The sequence below is a fragment of the Pseudonocardia sp. TRM90224 genome, assembly GCF_021245725.1.
Lineage (GTDB): Bacteria > Actinomycetota > Actinomycetes > Mycobacteriales > Pseudonocardiaceae > Pseudonocardia.
This window is the reverse complement of record NZ_JAJGSX010000029.1, coordinates 65,644-85,906: the sequence shown is the minus strand read 5'-3', so window position 1 is coordinate 85,906 and position 20,263 is coordinate 65,644. Positions and strand designations below refer to the sequence as shown.

The window sequence follows — 20,263 nt, the reverse complement described above, 5'->3', positions numbered from 1 at the left end:
ACGCCCTGGGTATTACCGTCGGCGAGGTGGAAGACGATCTGACACCGGTGCTGGTCGGGGTCGGGCAGGTGCGCGGCAACCGGGAGCGCGACCCGGCGGCGGCCCGCGAGCCCGCGGCGCTCGTCCTCGACGCCGTCGCAGCCGCGGCGGCCGACTCGGGTGCTGGCGACTCCGGTGTTGGCAGCCTGCTCGGCGCCCTCGACTCGATCGCCACCGTGCACGTCATGAGCTGGGCGTACGACGACCTCGCCGGCCGGATCGCCGCGCATGTCGGGGCCACGCCGCGGCACACGCACGGCAGCACGGTCGGTGGCCAGTGGCCGGCCGTCCTGCTGGAGCAGGCGGCAGCGCGGATCGCCGCCGGGGAGTCGCGGGTGGCGCTCGTCGCCGGCGGGGAGGCGCAGGCGTCGATCGGGGTGCTGCGCAAGGCCGGCATCGACCCCGTCGACGCAGGCTGGAGCGCCGAGCCGGGCGGGCCGCCGGCCTTCGACCCGTCGCTGCGCGACCTCCCGTCGGGGCAGGCCGGGCTGCTGTTCCCGACGCGGGTCTACCCGCTGTTCCATTCGGCGCACCGGCACGCCGTCGGGCTCTCCCCGGCCGCCGCCGCTGCCCGCTCGGCGCAGCTGTATGCGGCGTTCACGCAGGTCGCGGCGTTGAACCCGGCGGCGTGGAACCCCGAGGTGCGCACCGCGGCCGAGGTGGGGGAGCCGGGGCCGGGCAACCGGATGGTGTGCGAGCCCTACCCGCTGGCGATGAACGCGATGCCGCACGTCGACCAGGCCGCCGCGGTGCTCGTCACCTCGCTCGCGGCCGCGCGGGAGCTCGGCGTGCCGGACGACCGGATCGTGCACGTCGTCGGCGGGGCCGGCGCCAAGGACAGCAGGGACGTGCTGGCCAGGCCGTCGCTGGCCCGCTCCGACGCCCTCGCCGACGCGCGCGACCGCTGCCTCGCGGGGGTCGACCCGGCCGAGCTGGACGCGATCGACGTCTACAGCTGCTTCCCGATCGTCCCCGAGCTGGTGGCGCACCACCTGGGACTGCCCGTCGCCGCGGTGGCCGGCGTGACCGGCGGCCACAACGCGTTCGGCGGGCCGCTCTCCAGCTACACGCTGCACGCGCTCGTCGCCGTCACCCAGAAGCTGCGGGCCGGCGCGGGCCTCGCGCTCGTGCACGGCAACGGCGGGTTCCTGACCTCGCAGCACGCGCTGCTGCTCTCGCGCTCGCCGCGCGACTACCGCGGCGACCCGGAGCCGCGCGACACCGCGGGCGCCGCACCGCCGCTCGTCCCGGTGCCGGACATCGCCGACGTGACGATCGAGGCGGCCACCGTCGAGCACGGTCGCGACGGTGCGGCGACGCAGGGCTTCATGGTGGCGCGCACGGCCGAGGGCGGCCGGTTCGCGGCCGCCACCCCGCCTGGCGACGCGGCCGCCGCCCGCGCGTTGTCGTTGCACCGCGGCGGTACCGCGAGGGAGATCGTCGGATCCGTGGCGCGGGTCGTTCGGAAGGATGAGCACGTCCTGGTGGAGGGCACATGAGCGACCCGTGGCGCACCGACGAGCGGCAGGCGCTGCGCGCGCTGGTCGCCGAGTTCACCGAGCGGGAGATCGGGCCGCACCTCGACGGGTGGGAGCGGGCCGGCGAGGTGCCGCGCGAGCTGCACAAGAAGGCCGCGGCCGTCGGGTTGCTCGGCGCGGGCTTCCCCGAAGCGGTCGGCGGCGGGGGCGGCGACCCCATCGACGGTTTCGTCGTCGCCGAGCAGATCCTGCTCTCGGGCGGCTCCGGCGGGCTGATCGCCGCGCTGATGACGCACGGCATCGCGCTGCCGCACATCGTGGCCTCGGGGAACGCGGACCTGGTCGACCGGTTCGTCCGGCCGACGCTGGCCGGGGAGATGATCGGCGCGCTCGGCATCACGGAACCGGGCGGCGGATCGGACGTCGCGGGCCTGCGCACCCGTGCGGTGCGCGACGGCGACGAGTACGTCGTCGACGGCGCGAAGCTCTACATCACCTCCGGGGTGCGGGCCGACTTCGTGACGACGGCGGTGCGCACCGGCGGCGGCGGCCACGGCGGGGTCTCGCTCCTGGTGATCGAGAAGGGCCGGCCGGGGTTCACCGTCTCGCGCAAGCTGGAGAAGATGGGCTGGCTCTGCTCCGACACCGCCGAGCTGTCGTTCGACGGCGTGCGGGTGCCGGCGGCGAACCTCGTCGGCGCGGAGGGCACCGGGTTCGTGCAGATCGCGCAGCAGTTCCAGGCGGAGCGGATCTCGCTCGCCGTGCAGGCCCACGCGACGGCCCAACGCTGCTTCGACCTGACCCTCGACTGGGTGCGGCAGCGCGAGACGTTCGGCCGGCCGCTCGTGAGCCGGCAGGTCGTGCGGCACAAGATGGCCGAGATGGCTCGCGAGATCGACGTCGCGCGCACCTACACGCGGTCGGTCGCCGCTCGCTGGCTCGCCGGCGAGGACATGCTGATGCAGACCGCGATGGCGAAGAACACCGCTGTGCGGGCCTGTGACACCGTCGTGCACGAGTGCGTCCAGCTGCTCGGTGGGATGGGCTACATGCGCGAGCACGAGGTCGAGCGGCACTACCGCGACGCGCGGATCCTGGGCATCGGCGGCGGTACCACGGAGATCATGAACGAGATCATCACGAAGCTGCTGGGCCTGTGACGGGCAGCGGCCCGGTCAACGGCGCGGTCACGAGTGCGCCGACCGCGGAGCGGGCGCGGGCGATCGTCTACGCGCCTGACCTCGACGGCGCCGCCGACCCCGGCGAGATCGTCTGGGCCTGGGTGCCGTACGAGGAGGGCGACGGCAGGGGCAAGGACCGGCCGCTGCTCGTCGTCGGCCGTGGCGGCGGGGCACTGCTCGGGCTGATGCTCTCCAGCCAGCACGAGCGGGCCGACGACCGCGACTGGATGTCCGTCGGGACCGGGGTGTGGGACCGCGAGGGACGTGAGTCGTTCGTGCGGCTGGACCGCGTGCTGGAGGTCGCGGAGCACGGCATCCGCAGGGAAGGTGCCGTGCTCGACCTCGACCGGTTCGAGCGCGTGGCGCACGAGCTGCGCAGGCGCTTCGGCTGGTCGTGAGATCGGCGGTTGTTTTCCCGCTCACATCCGGTTAGCTTTCTTACCTCAACCAGGTCAGGGAGCTTACCGTGCTGGGTCTCATCGAACGGGTCGCCGATCAATTCCTCGACCGCATCGCGCCGAGGAGAGCCGCGGCGGCGCAGTACTGCCTGCCGACCGGGGAGATCTGCGGCGACGGCTGCGGCTGCTCGCAAGGTCGGTACTGGCTGCGCCAGTGGTGGAACTGCGCCGACGGCAGCCGGTGGTGCAGCACGAACTGTGAGATCACCCGGGTCTGCTGACACCTGACTAGCGGGCCCGCCAGTAGCCCGTCGCGTACACGGCGCGGCGGCCGAACCCGCGCTCGTCGAGCAAGTGCTTGCGCAGGTCCTTGACGCACGTCGACTCGCCGGAGAGCCACGCCTGCCCGGCTCCGGCGGGCAGCTCTGCGGCGCGCACGGCAGCCGTGAGCGGCTCACCGGCCTCGGCGTCGCCGCGATGCACCCACCGCACCGCGGCGGAGCCGGGCAGCTCCTGCTCTTCACTCGCATCGGCGACCTCGAGGAACGCGAACGCGGGAACTCCCGAGGGGAGCGCTTCGAGCACGGTCGCGACGGCCGGCAGCGCGGTCTCGTCGCCGATCACGAGGTGGAACGCCGCCGCCGGGTCGGGCTCGTAGCGCCCACCGGGCTCGGAGACGCCCACCCAGTTGCCGGGCTGCGCGTCGCGGGCCCACGCCGCGGCCGGCCCGTGCCCTTCGTGCAGGACGAAGTCGACGTCCAGCTCGCCCGCCGCGGCGTCGAACCGCCTGACCGTGTAGGTGCGGATCGCCGGCCGCGCCTCGCCTGCCGGCCACAGCGGCCCGCCCGACGTCGCCCGCGGCACCGCGGGCCGCTCCTGCCCTGGCGCGGGGAAGAACATCTTGATCCGCCGGTCGGGTCCGTCGCCGCCGAAGCCGGCGAGCTCGTCGCCGCTGAGCGTCACGCGGATCATCCGCGGAGTGATCCGCGCGCTGCGCCGGACCTGGAGCAGCCGGGGCGCCGTCGTCGTCACGGCCACGATTCTGCCCGGCGGGCCTCCTCCCGTCGGCTGGGGGAGGGCAGGAAAGCCACTTTCCGGCCCTCACAGGGCAGGAAAGTGGCTTTCCTGCCCTCGCGTGCGGACGGTCAGGGCCGCGCTCAGTCCGAGCCCAGCCCTCGCCACGCCAGGTCCATCAGGTACGCCGTCGCCTGCTCACTCGTGACCGTCCGGGGCCCGTTGCGCCAGATCGCGAGCCGCTCGCAGGCCCCGACGATGATCTGCGCCCACGCGTCGAGGCGTTCCGGGTCGGTATGCGGCGATTGCGCGGCGAGCATCGTCGCGATGAAGTCGGTCTGCTGCGCGCGGATGCTCTCCAGCGCCTCGCCGGCGACGGTCGTCTCCGAGTAGAGCAGCATCCACGACGGGCCTTGCGCGTCGAGGTAGTCGAAGAACGCCTTGATGCCGCTGCGCAGGGCGTCCTCGGGCCCCTTTGCCGCGGACACCGCGGCGACGGTGACCTGCAGCAGCTCGGCCCGGCTGCGCGTGATGCAGGCGAGCAGCAGCCCGTCCTTCGACCCGAAGTGCGTGTAGAGGACCGGCTTGGTCACCCCGACGCGCTCGGCGACGGCGTCCATGGACGCGCTCTGGAATCCGCGCTCGGTGAAGACGGCGACGGCGGCATCGAGGATCTGCTGTTCACGCTCGGCCCGGCTGACCCGGCGGCGTGGGGACTTCGTCTCCACGTGGAGAGACTACCGGAGGTAAGTTACTCGTGGTAAGTTACCGGCGGTAACAGCTTTCGGAGAGGAGCACGATGGCTGACCTCAGTGTGGACGTGGCGATCGTCGGCAGCGGTTTCGCAGGGCTCGGCGCGGCCGTTCGGCTGGCCGGGGCCGGCCGTACCGACTTCGTGGTGCTGGAGAAGGGCGAGTCGCTCGGCGGCACCTGGCGCGACAACACCTATCCCGGCTGCGCGTGCGACGTGCCGTCGCACCTGTACTCGTTCTCGTTCGCGCCGAACCCGGACTGGACGCGCCTGTTCGCGCGCCAACCGGAGATCCGCGCGTACTTGGAGGGCATCGCCGACCGCTACGGCCTCCGCGAGCACATCCGCTTCGGCGCGGCCGTCACCCGCGCGGAGTGGGAAGGCACCGGCTGGGCGGTCACGACGTCCGACGGCACCGCGATCCGGGCGCGGGTGCTCGTCTGGGCGACCGGCCCGCTGCACATCCCGTCGGTCCCGGAGATCGACGGGCTCGACGAGTTCGAGGGCACGGCGTTCCACTCGTCGCAGTGGGACCACTCGCACGACTTCGCCGGAAAGCGGGTCGCGGTGGTCGGCACCGGCGCGAGCGCGATCCAGTTCGTGCCGCAGATCCAGCCGCAGGCCACGTCGCTCACGCTGTTCCAGCGCACCGCGCCATGGGTGCTGCCAAAGCCCGACCGGCCGATCCCCGCCGTCGCGCGCGCCCTCTACCGCGTGTTCCCCGCGGCGCAGAAGCTGCAGCGCGGCGTGATCTACGCGCGCAACGAGGCGCTGGTCAGCGGCTTCCGCAAGCCGCGGCGGATGAAGCTCGTCGAGCGGTTCGCGCGGGCGCACCTCGCCCGCACGTTCGCCGACCGGCCCGACCTCGCGGCGAAGCTCACTCCCGACTTCACGATCGGCTGCAAGCGGATCCTGATGTCCAACGACTACTACGGGGCGCTCAAGCAGCCCAACGCCGAGGTCGTCACCGAGAAGATCGTGCGGGTCACGAGGAACGCGGTGGTGACGGCCGACGGCGTCGAGCACGAGGTCGACACGATCGTCTTCGGCACCGGCTTCAAGGTCGGCGAGGGCATGGGCCACGACGTGACGATCACGGGCCGCGACGGCGTGAAGCTCGACGACGTCTGGGCGCGCGGCCCCGAGGGCTTCCTCGGCACCACGGTCGCGGGATTCCCGAACCTGTTCACCATGATCGGCCCCAACACCGGGCTCGGGCACAGCTCGATGATCTACATGATCGAGTCGCAGACCAGCTACCTGCTCGACGCGCTCGCGCTCGTCGACCGCAGCGGCGCGGCCGCGATCGACACCCGCCGCGACCGGCAGGACCGCTTCAACGCCGCGTTGCAGCGCAAGCTCGACGGCTCGGTCTGGACGGCCGGCGGCTGCGCGTCCTGGTACCTCGACGAGGACGGTCGCAACCGCACGCTCTGGCCCGACTACACGTTCCGCTACCGCCGCCGCACGCGGCGCGTGCACCACGCGGACCACGAGCTGCTGGGCCGCGCCGTCGACAACGACGTTATGGCTGCTTGGAACGTTTCAAAACAGCCATAACGTCGTTGTCGACGGTTACCGTGAACGGGTGCGGGTGATCGTTGTCGGGGCCGGGATCGCCGGCGTGGCGTGCGCGCGGCGGCTCGCCGACGCCGGGGTGGATGTTGTCGTCCTGGAGCGGGACCTCGTTGTCGGCGGGCGGATGGCCAGCCCGCGCATCGGCGGGCGGCGCGTCGACACCGGCGCGGCCTACTTCACCGTGCGCGACGAGGGGTTCGCCGACGTCGTCTCCGAGTGGGAGGCGGCCGGGCTCGCCCGGCCGTGGACGGCGGAGCTCGCGGTGCTGGAGGGCGGCAGCCGCTCGCCGGAGCGGGGCCCGATGCGGTGGGCGGCGCCCGGCGGCCTGGCGAGCCTCGTCGCCGCGCTGGCCGACGGCCTCGACGTCCGGTTCGGCCACGACGTGCGGGCGGCCGGTCCCGGGCACGTCGACGGTGAGCGAGCCCACACCGTTGTGCTCGCGATGCCCGACCCGCAGGCGGAGCGGCTCGTCGAGCCGGGAACGCCCGCGGCTTCCGTGCTGGCCGGTCGCGGCTGGCGGCCCGTGATCACCGTCGTGGCCGGGTTCGCGCAGCGGGAGTGGCCGGAGCTGGCTGCGGCATTCGTCAACGGCCACCCTGTGCTCTCGCTGGTCGCCGACGACGGCGCCCGCCGCGGCGACGACGCTCCCGTCCTGGTGGCGCACACGACGGCCGGCCTGGCCACCGCGCACGCCGCCGACCCGGCCGGCGTCGTCCCCGCGGTGCTCGACGCGCTGCGCGACCTGCTCGGCGTGCGGACCTCCCCGGAATGGGTGGACGTGCGGCACTGGCCGCACGCGGCGCCGGACGGCACCCGCGAGGAGCCGTTCCACCTCGGCCGCGACGGCGTCGCGCTCGCCGGCGACGGCTGGGGCAGCCCGCGCATCGAGACGGCCTGGCGGTCGGGAACCGGTCTCGCGGACGCGATGATTGCCGGTCGCTCGACGTAGGGTCGGCCCATGACCCTCCCGCCGGAGCTCAGCGCGGCCGTGGCGCCACAGCACCTGCTCACCGACCCCGACACCGTCCGTCCCTACCTGCACGACGAGGCGGAGTGGGCCGCGTACGGGGCAGCGGTCGCCGTGGTCCGCCCTGGCAGCACCGCGGAGGTCGCCGCTGTTGTGAAGGCCTGCGCCGCGCACGGCATCCCGGTGGTCACCCGCGGCGCGGGCACCGGCCTCTCCGGTGGCGCCAACGCCGTCGACGGCTGTGTCGTGCTCTCGACCGAACGGATGCGCGAGATCGTCGAGACCAACCCCGCCGAGCGGATCGCGGTCGTCCAGCCGGGCGTCGTCAACGACGACCTCCGGGCCGCTGCCGCCGAGCAGGGCCTCTGGTATCCGCCCGACCCCGCGAGCGCGCCGTGGTCGACGATCGGCGGCAACGTCGCCACCAACGCGGGCGGGCTGTGCTGCGTGAAGTACGGCGTCACGCGCGACTACGTCCTCGCGCTCGAGTTCGTGACGGCGGCGGGTGAGGTCGTGCGGGTCGGCCGGCGCACGGCGAAGGGGGTCGCGGGGTACGACCTGGTGGGGCTGCTGGTCGGCTCCGAGGGCACGCTCGGCGTCGTCACCGAGGTCACCGTGCGGCTGCGGCCGCTGCGCACGACGATCCCGCGCACCGTCGTCGGGTTCTTCGACACGCTCGCGGCGGCGGGGGAGGCGGTCGGCCGGGTGACCGCGGCCGGGTTGCAGCCGGCGGCGTTCGAGCTGATCGACCGAGTGTGCCTGCAGGCGATCAACGAGTGGAAGCAGGCCGACCTGCCGGCGAGCTCCGCGGCGTTGCTGCTGGCGCAGACCGACCTCCCGGAGCCGGCCGCGGAGCAGGAGGCGGCCGCGATCCACGCCGAGTTCGAGGCAGCCGGCGCGACCGAGGCGATCATGTCGACCGACCCGGTCGAGGCGGAGGCGCTGTTCGAGGCGCGCAGGCTCGCCTATCCGGGGCTCGAGCAGCGCGGCGAGGCGATGCTGACCGAGGACGTCTGCCTGCCGCGCGGCAAGCTCGCCGAGATGCTCGGGCGGCTGGAGGAGATCGCCGCGAAGCACGAGACGAAGATCGCGACGGTGGCGCACGCCGGCGACGGGAACCTGCACCCGCTGCTGCTCACCAAGCACGGCGACGAGCCGGCGAAGCTGCGCGCGCAGGCCGCGTTCGACGAGATCGTCGATACCGCGCTGGCGCTGGGCGGCACCGTGACCGGCGAGCACGGGGTCGGCCTGCTCAAGCTCGACGGGATGCGCCGCGAGCTCGGCCCCGGTGTCGTCGCGCTGCAGCGTGCCGTGAAGCAGGCGCTCGACCCGCAGGGGATCTTGAACCCGGGGAAGATGGTCGGATGAGCGCGTTGTTCCCCGCCCTGCTCGACCCGCCGAACCGCGTGGCGCTCCGCTTCGGCGCCGCTGAGCTGACCTACGCGCAGCTCGCCGGCGCCGCGGGCGCGCTCGCTGCACAGCTGCGGGGGCGCACGCGCGTCGCCGTCTACGCCACACCGAGCATCCACACCGCGCTCGCGGTGACGTCGGCGCTGGTCGCGGGCGTGCCGGCGGTGCCGCTCAACCCGAAGCTCGGCGAGCGCGAGCTGGGGCACGTGCTCGCCGACGCCGCGCCGGAGCTCGTGTTGGCCGCGCCGGGGGTCGAGCTCCCGGGCCCGCTCGCGGCGCTCCCGCGGATCGACGTCGACCTCGCGGCGACCGGTGCGCTGCCCACCGACGAGCCGCCCCTCACGGCGCCCGCGCTCGTCGTCTACACCTCGGGCACAACCGGGCCGCCGAAGGGCGCCGTGCTCTCGCGGCGGGCCGTCGCCGCCAACCTCGACGGGCTCGCGGAGGCCTGGGAGTGGACGGCCGACGACCTGCTCGCGCACGGCCTCCCGCTGTTCCACGTGCACGGGCTCGTGCTCGGGGTGCTCGGCCCGCTGCGCCGCGGCGGCACCTTGCACCACATCGGCGCGCTCGACGCCACGACGCTCGCGGCGTCCGGCGCGACGCTCGTCTTCGGCGTGCCGACGCAGTACCACCGCCTCGCGGCGCAGCTGGAGGCCGACGCCGCGGCGGCCGCGGCGGTGGGCCGCGCACGGCTGCTCGTCTCCGGGTCGGCCGCGCTGACGGCCGTCGACCACGCCCGGATCCGCGCGACGACCGGGCTCGCCGTGCGCGAGCGGTACGGCCTCACCGAGACACTCATCCTCACCGCGGCCACCGCCGCCGAGGAACCCGAACCCGGCACCGTCGGGCGTCCGGTGACGGGCACCGAGGTGCGGCTGACACCGCTCCCGGGCGACGACTCGGAAGGGCTCGGCGCGGTCGAGGTCCGCGGCCCGTCGGTGTTCGACGGCTACCTCAACCGTCCCGAGGCCACCGCGGCCGCGTTCACCGCCGATGGCTGGTTCGCCACTGGCGACATCGGGCGCTGGACCGCCTCCGGGACACTCGCGTTGGTGGGCCGCAGCGCGACCGATCTCATCAAGTCCGGCGGCTACAAGATCGGCGCGGGCGAGATCGAGAACGCGCTCCTCGAACACGACGGGGTGGCCGAGGTGGCCGTCATCGGCGCGCCCGACGACGATCTCGGCGAGCGGATCGTCGCGTTCGTCGTGCCGGCGGGGGAGCCGCCGCAGGAGCGCGAGCTGATCGACCACGTCGCCGCGCTGCTGGCGCCGCACAAGCGCCCGCGCGAGGTCCGGTTCACCGAGTCGCTGCCGCGCAACGACATGGGCAAGGTGCAGAAGGCAAAACTGCCACGCTGACGGAGGCGACACCCAGCCTCCCGCCCGTCCTCAGCTGGCAGGGGTGCCAGGAAAGCCACTTTCCTGTCCTGTGGCGCCAGGAAAGTGGCTTTCCTGGCAACGCGTGCGGAACGCACGCATCCCGCCCTCCGCCGCCACGTCTGTGGCGCCGCACTAGGGTCCTCCACAAGGGACGGCACGTGCCGTCCCACAACAGGTCGGGGGACCTCATGCACGCACGGACGATCCGGGTGGTGACGTGCGGGGCGGTGCTCGCCGCCGCGCTGCTCACCGGCTGTTCCGGTCCGGCTCCGACGCCCACGCCGAGTTCGCAGGCTTCGACCGCGCCGGCCGTCGCGACGGTGGCGCCCACCTCGGCGCCCACTTCGGCGGCCGAGGACGACGTCGACGACGTCAACTGCAGCACGAGCGGCGGCAAGGTCGGCCCGGAGGGCGGCGCGCAGGTCGACCTGATCGCGGTCGCGACCGACGCCGGCCGCGTGGGCTGCACGGAGGCGTTCAACGTCATCACCGAGTACTACCGCGATGCGCCGACCAAGTCGGAGGGCACCTCGCACCGCCTCGTCGTGCAGGGCTGGTCGTGCCTCGCCGACACCGGCGCGCAGGGCAGCGGGATCATCGGCTGCGACAAGGACGGGCTGGCGCTGCGCACCGACCCGTCCTGATCGCGTGGGTGAGCTGTGCGACGATCGGCTGCGTGAGCGCCCGGGACGCCGTCGCCGATCTGCGGCGCATCGCCTTCCTGCTGGAACGTGCGCACGAGTCGACCTACCGGGTGCGCGCGTTCCGCACCGCGGCGGCCGTGCTCGCCCGCCGCGACCCCGATGAGCTGACCCAGCTGGCGCTCTCCGGCGAGCTGGTGCGGCTCAAGGGCGTCGGCGAGGTCACCGCGCGGTGCGTCATCGAGTCGCTGACCGGCGAGGAGCCGGTCTACCTCCGCAGGTTGGAGGCCACCGAGGGCACTCCGCTCGACGAGGCCGCGCAGGGGATGCGCGAGGCGATCCGCGGCGACTGCCACAGCCACACCGACGCGTCCGACGGCGGGTCGCCGCTGCGCGAGATGGTGCAGACCGCCCGCGAGCTGGGTCACGACTACCTCGTGATCACCGACCACTCGCCGCGGCTCACCGTCGCCAACGGCCTCTCCGCTGAACGGCTGCGCGCGCAGCTCGACCAGGTCGCCGAGCTGAACGCGGAGCTCGACGGGCAGTTCCGGGTGCTCACCGGCATCGAGGTCGACATCAACGAGGACGGCTCGCTCGACCAGGACCCCGACCTGCTCTCCGAGCTCGACATCGTCGTCGCGTCGGTGCACTCGAAGCTGCGCATGCAGCGCGCCGACATGACCCGCCGCATGCTCAAGGCCATCGCCAACCCGCTCGTCGACGTGCTGGGGCACTGCACCGGCCGCATGGTCACCGGCAAGCGCAAGCGGCCCGAGTCGGAGTTCGACGCCGCTGCGGTGTTCGCGGCGTGCGCGGAGGGCGGCGTCGCCGTCGAGGTCAACTCCCGCCCGGAGCGGCTCGACCCGCCCAAACGGCTGCTGCGGCTCGCCGTCGAGGCGGGGTGCGAGTTCACGATCGACACCGACGCGCACGCCCCCGGCCAGCTCGACTGGCTCGGCAACGGCTGCGAACGGGCGGTCGCGTGCGGCGTGCCGGCCGAGCGGGTGATCAACACCTGGCCGGTGGAGCGACTGCTGGCCAGGAGCCGGTGAAAAGCCTTCGTACCTCATGTGGTCGACTGGCCGCATGCGAGGAAGGTCCATGGTCGTCGTCGGCCTGTCGGTGCTGGCGCTCAGTGCGTGCACCGCACCCCCTGCCGTGGTGCCGGCCCAGCCGGCCCCCAAGCTGCCGGCGGAGTCCGTCGCCTACGACGACATCACGTTCCTGACCACCCGTGAGCCGGTGTTCAAGGACACCTGCCTCGAGCTGCCGCGTGAGTCGATGCGTGCGGCGGGCCTCACGACGCCACCCCATCAGACCAAGGGGTTCGGCAGCGGGGCCGGCGGCTGCGCGTGGGACGAGCCGTGGGGCCGGGCGTGGATCGAGAACATCCAGCCGCCCATCGTGGACGTCGACGCGGACGACCCGCCGCCCGCTGCGCCGTTCAAGAACCACTGGGACGGCGCCAGCCGCTTCGCCTCGGTGTACGGCACCCCGTCCTACTTCCGGCGGTTCATCCTGAACGAGCGCTACTACGCGGTGCAGGTGCTCGCCTTCTCGGCCGCGGGGCCCGACTGCAACACGATCGTCGACACCGGCTCGCCGATCGTCTTCATGGTCACGGCCGGTCCGGCCGACGACGGCACCGAGTACGAGTCGGAGGATCTCGCGCAATCGGGCAAGGTCGCCACGGAGTTCTGCCCGAAGAGCCTCGAGATGGCCAAGGCGTTCATCGCCGCGCTCGACCCCGACGGCGGGAGCCTCGTGCGCGCCTGACCGCACATCTCCCCACCGTTTTGGGTGGATGCGCGCCCAGCGAGCGCGCAAGTGCCCAAACGGTGGGAACTTCGGGGTCAGCCGGCGTCGCGGCGGGAGATTCTCCACATCCCGAGCCCGAGCAGGCCCACCAGCATCAGCGACGAGGTGATCACGGACGCCGTGTTGGTGACTTCGGCCGTCCCCGCCAGCGCCATCATCGGCTGCACCGGGTCGATGTAGGACATGAAGTCCGGCAGCGACGCCACAAGGATCATCATGCCCATCACCACGAGGACGTACACGGTGATCGACGCCGCCGCGTTGGGCAGGAGCATCGCCGTCACCAGCGCGACCGCCATCGTCAGGCCGGTGCCGAGCAACGCGACCGCAATGACCCAGCCGATCCGCTGGTCGAGCAGGTAGCCGTGGTTGATCGCGGCGGCCCGCGATGAGATGAGCGGGAAGAACAGCGCGATCTCCAGCAGCGCCGCGCCCAGCCAGATCGTGAAGACCACGACGGCCTGCGCGAGCGCGTACCGCTGCCGTGACGGCTGCATCAGCAGCGTCGGTTGCACGCTGCGGTGCTGCCACTCACCGGCGACCAGCTTGATCACGGTGACGTGCAGGATTACGTCGGCGATCCGCGCCAGGTAGGCGAGCGGGCTGATCTGGCTGGTCACGGTCGTGAGATTGCTCTGCGACGTGAGCACGAGCAGCGTGATCAGGATGGCGAAGAGCGGACCGGTGACCAGGAGGATCTTGTCGCTGAGAGTGCCGGACAGCTTTTTGAACTCGACCATCACGAGCGTGCCGAACCCGGCGCGCTTCGACGCGCGCATCTGCCAGTCGCCGGCCGGGCCCGCGACGGCGGGTGCCGCGCCACCGGGCGGCCACGCAGCCGCCTGGGCCGGCTGGGGCTGCCCCGGTTGAGCCTGTGGCTGGGCCGCGTAGGGCGTCTGGGCCGGCTGCGCGGCGGGATAGGCAGGCTGCTGCCCGTACTGCGCCTGTGGCATTTGGGGCGCCGGCGGCATTTGGCCGGGCTGCGCAGTCGGTTGGGCGGCCGGTTGTGCGGTCGGCTGGGAGTGCTGCCCGTACTGGGCGGGAGCCGGTGGCATTTGGCCCGGCTGCGCGGTCGGGTAGGCCGGCTGCTGCCCGTACGGGTTCTGCTGCCACTGCGCCGGAGCCGCGTGCTTCGGCGGCATCGGGTTGGTCATCGCTGCCCTCCTCCCCACGTCCCGGCAGGTGCCTGCGCCGGCGGGTAGCCGTTGCCGTTCATCTGTGGGGGATATCCCTGCGGCGGTTGGGGTGGGTACGGGGGTTGCGGTGGCTGGGGCGGTTGTTGCTGCTGCGGCTGGTTGGACTGGGCCGCGTGCGGGTCGCCGGTGAGCCGGAAGAAGAGCTCCTCCAGACTCAGCTGCTCCTCGCGCAGGTCGTACACCTGCACACCGCTGCGGAACGCGATGTCGGAGACCTGCGGCACCGGCGCACGCACGGCGGCGTAGCCGTCGGCGGCGGGCTCCGCGGTGAGGCCGGCCTGCTGCATCGCCATCACCAGCCGGCCCATGTCGGGCCCGCGCACCAGGGTGCGGTTCGACGCGGTGAGCTGCTGCAGCGGCCCGTCCGCGACGATCTTGCCCTGGCCGATGACGAGCAGCCGGTCGGCGGTCTGGTCCACCTCGGCGAGCACATGGCTGGAGAGCAGCACCGTGCCGCCCTTTGCGCTGTGCGCGCGGAGCAGGTTGCGGACCGAGCGGATGCCCTCGGGGTCGAGCCCGTTGATCGGCTCGTCGAGGATCAGCATCGGCGGGTCGGTGAGCAGCGACTGCGCCAGGCCGAGCCGCTGACGCATGCCGAGGCTGTACTTGCCGATCTTGCGGGTGGCGGCGTCGGCGAGCCCGACCATCTCCATCACCTGGTCGGCACGTGCGGCCGGCAACCCGGCGAGCTGCGCGGCGAGCCGCAGGTGCAGGCGTCCGGAGCGGCCGGGGTGCACCGCCGTCGCGTCGAGCAGCACACCGGCCACGTGCCCCGGGTTCGGCCACGCGGCGTACGGCCGACCGCCGACGGTTGCGGTGCCCTGGGTCGGGTGGGTCAGCCCGCACACCATGCGCAACGTCGTCGACTTGCCTGCACCGTTGGGCCCGAGGAACGCCGTCACCGTGCCCGGTTGCAGCTCGAACCCGATGTGGTCGACGACGGTGCGCCCGTCGTACACCTTCGTCAGCCCCTGCACGCTCAACACGGGCTGAGGCTAACCCAGTCTGGTAAGCGCTCTGGCAGGTACCGTCCGCGATCAGCGGGCGCTGCGCACCTCGAGGTCGCCGAAGATCGAGAACTGGCGCACGCGGACCAGCGGTGTGCCACGCACCCGTTCGACCGGCGCGAGCTTCGTCTCCTCGTCGCCGAACAGCGAGAAGCCGCCCATCTCCACGTCCACTCCTTCCGGGACGACCACCTGGGCGTCACCGAAGATCGTGTAGACGCGGATCGTGAGCTCGTCGCCCCTGACGACAGCTCCGCGCAGGTCCAGCTCGACGTCACCGAACAGCAGGAACGCGCTGACGCGCTCGCGCACGGCCCACCGGCCGCGGCGCTTGATGTCGCCGAACACGCCCACCAGCACGGAGGTCGCCTTCTGCCGCTGGCCGACGACCTCGACGGGCAGGTCGTCGAGGGTGCGGGCGATGGCCGTCTTGTCGGTGGCCGACCACACGCGGGAGCAGCGCTCGGTGAATTCGTCGAGGGTCAACCGGCCCTCGCCGACCGCGACCTCCAGCCGCGACTGCGCGGCCGCGCGTTCGCTGTCGAGCGGCTCGGGGAGCGGGGAGAGGGTCACGTTCGGCACCGTAGCGCAGGGGTAGCGGCACGCAGCGTGATGTCCGGCCCACCGACGTGTGCCACCCGAGGGGGTTATAACGCTCGCTTCGGGTGCGGATCACCGATTCGATGGGTTCGGCGGCGGGTGGCGCAAGGGATCTGGGGCCGTCACCCGCCGCCGTTCCGTGTCACCCGTTGTAGAGCTCGGTTGCGGTCGGTGGGTCGGCGCCGCGGCGCGAGCAGGTGATCGCGGCGGCGCGGACGGCCTCGTCGAGCACCGCTTCGAGCGTCGCCGCGTCGATCGCGTGCAACCGCTCGCGGGCGGGGGCGCCGAGCAGGCCGCGGGCGTGCAGCCCGGCGAGCAGGGCCGCCGAGAACGTGTCGCCGGCCCCGACCGTGTCGACGACGTCGACCCGCATGCCGGGACGCTGCACGCGCAGGCCGCTCGACGTCGCGGCCAGCACGCCGTCGCCGCCGAGGGTGACGGCGACGATCGCGGGGCCGCGCGCGGCCCAGTCGGCCAGCACCACCTCGTGCGTCGCGTCCGGCACCAGCCATTCCAGGTCCTCCGCGCTGACCTTCACGACGTCGGCGACGGCGAGCAGCTCGTGCGCCCCTGCGAGCACCTCGGCGGGCGAGCCCATCAGCAGGGGGCGGCAGTTCGGGTCGTAGCTGATCGTCGCGGTCGCCGCGGCCCGCGCGAGCAGGCCACGCAGGACCGCGGCGCCCGGCGGGGTCGTGAGCGCCAGCGAACCCGAGTGCACCGCGACGACGGGACCGTCGAGGGCGCCGGCCAGCTCGGCCTCGGTCCACTGCCAGTCGGCGGTGCCGTCGACGCGGAAGTCGTAGCTCGGCCCGCCGTCCGGCGCGACCGTCACCAGCGCGAGCGACGTCTGCTCCGTGGCCGCGACGGCGTGGTCGAGCCCCACCCCGTTGCCGGCGAGGTGCTCGCGGATCCGACGGCCCATCGGGTCGTCGGCGATGCGCGCGAGCAGCCGGGTCGGGACGTCGAGCCGCGCGAGCCCGAGTGCCACGTTCGCCGGGCTGCCGCCGGGCGCGATCTCCAGGTAGTCGCCGACGGGTGCGGGCACGAGGTCGACGAGCGCCTCACCCGCGACAGCGACGACGCCGTTCTCGGTCGGAGTGCCGATGGCGAACCCCTCTCAGCTCGATGGACGATATTGGGAGCCATGTTGTCGGGTTACAGATTCCGTTGCCAGGACTTGCCTTGGTCAGACTAGGTCAAGCATCATGTGTTCATGGCGGGCCAAGTGAACATGTACGAGGCGAAGACGCATCTGTCGAAGCTCATCGAACGGGTCGAGGCGGGTGAGGAGATCGTCATCGCCCGCAACGGCCGGCCTGTGGCGCGGCTGGTACCAGAGCAGCGCTCGAGGTCGCCTCGGGAGCCTGGCGCCTGGGCTGGAAGGATTCGGATCGCCGATGACTTCGACGATCCTGATCCCGAACTCACCGAACTCATGGAAGACGGGCCGATCTTCCCGCAGGAGCACGGTGGACGATGAGGCTGCTCCTCGACACCCACGTCCTCCTTTGGTGGCTCGGTGACAACGGGAAGATCGGTCCGGTGACGCTGGCGGCGATCAGGAACCCGACGACGGATGTATTCGTCTCCGCGGTGAGCTCGGCCGAGATCTCGATCAAGAAGGTCAGCGGGAAGCTGGAGGCTCCAGACGACCTGCCGGAGCAGGTCGTCGGAAACGGGTTCACCGAACTTCCGCTCACGATCGAGCACGGCCGGGTGCTCGCGGACGTGCCTCGACTTCACGGCGACCCGTTCGACCGCCTGTTGGTGGCTCAGGCGCAGGCGGAGCAGCTCATGTTGGTCACTGCCGACCGGGCAATGCGCTCGTATGACGTTCAGATCATGGCAGCGACCATCTGACGTCTGCGATTCGTCGGCTTTCAGCGCAGCGCGGCGTCGAGGTTCGCCAGCACGCCGTCGTGGATGCGCTGCAGGCCCTTCGGGGCGAACGTGCGCTCGAAGAAGCCGCCGATCCCGCCGGCGCCGTTCCACGACGTCTCGACGGTCACCGTGCTGCGGTCGTCGCCGGCGGGTGTGACGGTCCACGCCGTCACCATGCTCGAGTTGGTGTCGCGCTCCACGATGCGACCCTCGGCGGGCACGCTGACCTCGACGAGCTGGTCGCGCACGCGCTTCTTCGTGGCCTGCAGCAGCCAGTGGACGGTGGTCCCGGCGCCGTTGCCGCCGGACTCCACGCGGTAGTCGCGGTAGTTGTCGGTGAGGATCTTCGGCCGCACCTCGGTGTAGTCGGCGAGCGCCGCGCGCACCTTGTCGGCCGGCGCGGTGATCGTCCGCTCCGCACGTGCCGTCACAATTGCCATGGTCACATCCTGCCGGAGCCGATTACCCTGCTGGCACGTGGACACGATCGCAGAGCGCAGCGAGATCACATCCGTAGCCGAGCTGACCGAGCTGGTCGGTCCCGTGATGGAACGGGCCGCGCACAAGGTTCGTCCGGTGCTCGATCCCATCGACATGATGTGGATCTCCCGCTCGCCGTTCCTGCTGATGGCCACCAGCGACGCCGAGGGCAACTGCGACGTCTCCCCGAAGGGTGATCCGCCCGGCTTCGTCCAGGTGCTCGACGAGCGCACGATCGCGATGCCGGAGCGTCCCGGCAACCGCAGGGTCGACGGCTACCACAACATCATGGCCAACCCGCACGTCGGACTGATCTTCCTGGTCCCGGGGCGCAACGACACGTTGCGGGTCAACGGCCGCGCGCGGCTGGTGCGCGACGCGCCCTACTTCGACGACATGGTGGTGAAGGGGCACCGGCCCGTCCTCGCGATGGAGGTGGACGTCGAGGAGGCCTTCTACCACTGCGCCAAGGCCTTCCTGCGCTCCTCGCTGTGGAAGCCCGAGGAGTGGCCGGCCGACGACCTGCCGTCGCGGGCGCGGATCTCGAAGGCGCTCGAGGCGAAGGGCGAGTCGCTGGAGGCGTTGGAGGCCTACTACGGGCCCGACTACGTACAGAGGCTTTACCGCGCGTAGCCCGGCCGGCTACGGTCGACGGGACAACTGCATATCCGCGGGAGCCTGCACCAAAGCAGGCTGAGAGGGCGGTTCCTCCATTGTGGAGGGGCGCCGCCGACCGCCTGAACCTGTCCGGGTAATGCCGGCGTAGGGAGAGACAGCGATGACGCTGCAGCAGGGCACGTCTGTGCACCCGTCCGTCACCACCGGCCCGATCCAGGGCTCGCGCAAGGTCCATCTCGACGGTCCCGCCGGCGTCCGCGTGCCGGTCCGGCGGATCGAGCTGAGCAACGGCGAGCACCTCGACGTCTACGACACGTCCGGCCCGTACACCGACCCCACCAGCGGGATCGACGTGCGGGAGGGGCTGCCGCGGCTGCGTGCGCCGTGGGTCGCCGCACGCGAGCCGATCGGTGGCGCGGTCACCCAGCTCGCGTACGCCAAGGCCGGGGTGGTCACGCCCGAGATGCGGTTCATCGCGATCCGGGAGAGCGTCGACGTCGAGCTGGTGCGCTCGGAGGTCGCGCGCGGCCGTGCGGTGATCCCGGCGAACCGCAACCACCCCGAGGCCGAGCCGATGATCATCGGCAAGCGGTTCCTGGTGAAGATCAACGCCAACATCGGGAACTCCGCGGTCACCTCGTCGATCGAGGAGGAGGTCGAGAAGATGGTGTGGGCCACCCGGTGGGGCGCCGACACCGTCATGGACCTCTCGACGGGACGTGACATCCACACCACCCGCGAGTGGATCATCCGGAACTCGCCGGTGCCGATCGGGACGGTGCCGATCTACCAGGCGCTGGAGAAGGTGAACGGCGAGCCGGCGAAGCTCTCGTGGGAGATCTACCGCGACACCGTGCTCGAACAGTGCGAGCAGGGCGTCGACTACATGACCGTGCACGCCGGCGTGCTGCTGCGCTACGTCCCGCTGACCGCGAAGCGGACGACCGGGATCGTCTCCCGCGGCGGGTCGATCATGGCGGCGTGGTGCCTCGCGCACCACCGCGAGTCGTTCCTCTACACGCACTTCGAGGAGCTGTGCGACATCCTGCGCACCTACGACGTGACCTTCTCGCTCGGCGACGGACTGCGGCCGGGATCCATCGCTGACGCGAACGACGACGCGCAGTTCGCCGAGCTGAAGACGCTGGGCGAGCTGACCGCGATCGCCCGCGCCCGTGACGTGCAGGTCATGATCGAGGGCCCCGGGCACATCCCGATGCACAAGATCGTGGAGAACGTGCGGCTGGAGGAGGAGTGGTGCGACGAGGCGCCGTTCTACACCCTCGGCCCGCTCGCCACGGACATCGCGCCCGGCTACGACCACATCACCTCGGCGATCGGCGCGGCCACCATCGCGCAGGCCGGCACCGCGATGCTCTGCTACGTCACGCCGAAGGAGCACCTCGGGCTGCCGAACCGCGACGACGTCAAGACCGGCGTGATCACCTACAAGATCGCGGCGCACGCCGCCGACCTGGCCAAGGAGCACCCGCGGGCGCAGGCCCGCGACGACGCGCTGAGCCAGGCCCGCTTCGAGTTCCGTTGGGCCGACCAGTTCCGGCTCTCGCTCGATCCCGACACCGCCCAGTCCTTCCACGACGAGACGCTGCCGGCCGAGCCCGCCAAGACCGCCCACTTCTGCTCGATGTGCGGCCCGAAGTTCTGCTCCATGAGGATCACGCAGGACGTCCGCGACTACGCGGAGGCGCACGGCCTGACCAGCGTCGAGGCGATCGAGGCCGGGATGGCGGAGAAGTCGGCCGAGTTCACCGACGGCGGCGCGCGCACGTACCTGCCGATCACCCCGTCGTAGCGCCC

The 20,263-nt window shown here is 72.2% G+C and carries 22 protein-coding genes and 1 riboswitch; of the genes, 15 read left to right on the top strand and 7 right to left on the bottom strand.

Features of this window, described 5'->3' with window-relative positions:
- Positions 1 to 26 precede the first annotated feature (26 nt).
- From LL648_RS45465 to LL648_RS30585, 4 genes are all read left to right on the top strand, one after another.
- Entirely contained in the window at positions 27 to 1,538 is a 1,512-nt protein-coding gene (locus tag LL648_RS45465) for an acetyl-CoA acetyltransferase (RefSeq protein ID WP_232666251.1), read from the top strand.
- Positions 1,535 to 2,677, top strand: coding sequence for an acyl-CoA dehydrogenase family protein (locus LL648_RS30595; RefSeq protein ID WP_232666250.1), 1,143 nt, complete (start codon positions 1,535 to 1,537; stop codon positions 2,675 to 2,677). The genes LL648_RS45465 and LL648_RS30595 overlap by 4 nt, the downstream gene beginning before the upstream one ends.
- Positions 2,674 to 3,096, top strand: coding sequence for a type II toxin-antitoxin system PemK/MazF family toxin (locus LL648_RS30590; protein WP_232666249.1), 423 nt, complete (start codon positions 2,674 to 2,676; stop codon positions 3,094 to 3,096). Before LL648_RS30595 ends, LL648_RS30590 begins: the two co-directional genes overlap by 4 nt.
- 68 nt (positions 3,097 to 3,164) lie before the next feature.
- Positions 3,165 to 3,377 carry a hypothetical protein gene (locus tag LL648_RS30585; RefSeq protein WP_232666248.1) on the top strand — a complete coding sequence of 71 codons (213 nt, stop codon included), beginning with the start codon at positions 3,165 to 3,167 and terminating at the stop codon, positions 3,375 to 3,377.
- A 7-nt stretch (positions 3,378 to 3,384) separates the two neighbouring features.
- Here the strand turns inward: LL648_RS30585 and LL648_RS30580 are convergent, their stop codons facing one another.
- Positions 3,385 to 4,128, bottom strand: a complete 744-nt coding sequence (locus LL648_RS30580; RefSeq protein ID WP_232666247.1) for a siderophore-interacting protein — start codon at positions 4,126 to 4,128, stop codon at positions 3,385 to 3,387.
- Positions 4,129 to 4,253: 125 nt separating this feature from the next.
- Positions 4,254 to 4,838: a TetR/AcrR family transcriptional regulator gene (locus LL648_RS30575; protein ID WP_232666246.1), complete on the bottom strand. Its 585-nt coding sequence runs from the start codon at positions 4,836 to 4,838 to the stop codon at positions 4,254 to 4,256.
- Positions 4,839 to 4,909: 71 nt separating this feature from the next.
- Here LL648_RS30575 and LL648_RS30570 point away from each other — a divergent pair, with 71 nt between their 5' ends.
- The 7 genes from LL648_RS30570 (at position 4,910) to LL648_RS30540 (ending at position 12,621) form a co-directional block, all read left to right on the top strand.
- A complete protein-coding gene (locus LL648_RS30570) occupies positions 4,910 to 6,421 on the top strand; it encodes a flavin-containing monooxygenase (protein ID WP_232666245.1) in 1,512 nt (503 codons plus the stop codon).
- A 28-nt stretch (positions 6,422 to 6,449) separates the two neighbouring features.
- Positions 6,450 to 7,388, top strand: coding sequence for an NAD(P)/FAD-dependent oxidoreductase (locus LL648_RS30565; protein ID WP_232666244.1), 939 nt, complete (start codon positions 6,450 to 6,452; stop codon positions 7,386 to 7,388).
- Positions 7,389 to 7,397: 9 nt separating this feature from the next.
- On the top strand, positions 7,398 to 8,774 hold the full coding sequence (locus tag LL648_RS30560) for an FAD-binding oxidoreductase (RefSeq protein WP_232666243.1): 1,377 nt from the start codon (positions 7,398 to 7,400) through the stop codon (positions 8,772 to 8,774).
- Positions 8,771 to 10,180 (top strand): AMP-binding protein, encoded by a 1,410-nt coding sequence (locus LL648_RS30555; RefSeq protein ID WP_232666242.1) that lies wholly within the window; start codon positions 8,771 to 8,773, stop codon positions 10,178 to 10,180. The genes LL648_RS30560 and LL648_RS30555 overlap by 4 nt, the downstream gene beginning before the upstream one ends.
- A 209-nt stretch (positions 10,181 to 10,389) precedes the next feature.
- Complete coding sequence (locus tag LL648_RS30550) at positions 10,390 to 10,845, top strand: hypothetical protein (RefSeq protein WP_232666241.1); 456 nt, start codon at positions 10,390 to 10,392, stop codon at positions 10,843 to 10,845.
- Positions 10,846 to 10,877: 32 nt separating this feature from the next.
- Positions 10,878 to 11,897: a PHP domain-containing protein gene (locus LL648_RS30545; protein WP_232666240.1), complete on the top strand. Its 1,020-nt coding sequence runs from the start codon at positions 10,878 to 10,880 to the stop codon at positions 11,895 to 11,897.
- A 34-nt stretch (positions 11,898 to 11,931) separates the two neighbouring features.
- Positions 11,932 to 12,621: a hypothetical protein gene (locus LL648_RS30540; protein ID WP_232666239.1), complete on the top strand. Its 690-nt coding sequence runs from the start codon at positions 11,932 to 11,934 to the stop codon at positions 12,619 to 12,621.
- Positions 12,622 to 12,698: 77 nt separating this feature from the next.
- On the opposite strand, the gene LL648_RS30535 is transcribed toward LL648_RS30540, so the two are convergent.
- The 4 genes from LL648_RS30535 to LL648_RS30520 form a co-directional block, all read right to left on the bottom strand.
- Positions 12,699 to 13,817: a hypothetical protein gene (locus LL648_RS30535; RefSeq protein WP_232666238.1), complete on the bottom strand. Its 1,119-nt coding sequence runs from the start codon at positions 13,815 to 13,817 to the stop codon at positions 12,699 to 12,701.
- A complete protein-coding gene (locus LL648_RS30530) occupies positions 13,814 to 14,845 on the bottom strand; it encodes an ABC transporter ATP-binding protein (RefSeq protein WP_232666237.1) in 1,032 nt (343 codons plus the stop codon). Before LL648_RS30530 ends, LL648_RS30535 begins: the two co-directional genes overlap by 4 nt.
- A 51-nt stretch (positions 14,846 to 14,896) precedes the next feature.
- Positions 14,897 to 15,439, bottom strand: a complete 543-nt coding sequence (locus LL648_RS45460) for a DUF1707 SHOCT-like domain-containing protein (RefSeq protein WP_232666236.1) — start codon at positions 15,437 to 15,439, stop codon at positions 14,897 to 14,899.
- Positions 15,440 to 15,608: 169 nt separating this feature from the next.
- A complete protein-coding gene (locus LL648_RS30520) occupies positions 15,609 to 16,571 on the bottom strand; it encodes a carbohydrate kinase family protein (protein ID WP_308190419.1) in 963 nt (320 codons plus the stop codon).
- Between the two features lie 108 nt (positions 16,572 to 16,679).
- On the opposite strand from LL648_RS30520, the gene LL648_RS30515 reads away from it, so the two are divergent.
- Entirely contained in the window at positions 16,680 to 16,946 is a 267-nt protein-coding gene (locus LL648_RS30515; RefSeq protein WP_232666234.1) for a type II toxin-antitoxin system Phd/YefM family antitoxin, read from the top strand.
- On the top strand, positions 16,943 to 17,326 hold the full coding sequence (locus LL648_RS30510) for a type II toxin-antitoxin system VapC family toxin (protein ID WP_255686828.1): 384 nt from the start codon (positions 16,943 to 16,945) through the stop codon (positions 17,324 to 17,326). Before LL648_RS30515 ends, LL648_RS30510 begins: the two co-directional genes overlap by 4 nt.
- A gap of 20 nt (positions 17,327 to 17,346) precedes the next feature.
- Here the strand turns inward: LL648_RS30510 and LL648_RS30505 are convergent, their stop codons facing one another.
- Positions 17,347 to 17,787: an SRPBCC family protein gene (locus tag LL648_RS30505; protein ID WP_232666232.1), complete on the bottom strand. Its 441-nt coding sequence runs from the start codon at positions 17,785 to 17,787 to the stop codon at positions 17,347 to 17,349.
- A 46-nt stretch (positions 17,788 to 17,833) separates the two neighbouring features.
- Here LL648_RS30505 and LL648_RS30500 point away from each other — a divergent pair, with 46 nt between their 5' ends.
- Positions 17,834 to 18,460, top strand: a complete 627-nt coding sequence (locus LL648_RS30500; protein ID WP_232666277.1) for a pyridoxamine 5'-phosphate oxidase family protein — start codon at positions 17,834 to 17,836, stop codon at positions 18,458 to 18,460.
- Positions 18,461 to 18,487: 27 nt separating this feature from the next.
- Positions 18,488 to 18,614: riboswitch (TPP riboswitch) on the top strand.
- On the top strand, positions 18,606 to 20,258 hold the full coding sequence (gene thiC, locus LL648_RS30495; RefSeq protein ID WP_232666231.1) for a phosphomethylpyrimidine synthase ThiC: 1,653 nt from the start codon (positions 18,606 to 18,608) through the stop codon (positions 20,256 to 20,258). It overlaps the preceding riboswitch by 9 nt.
- Positions 20,259 to 20,263: the final 5 nt, after the last annotated feature.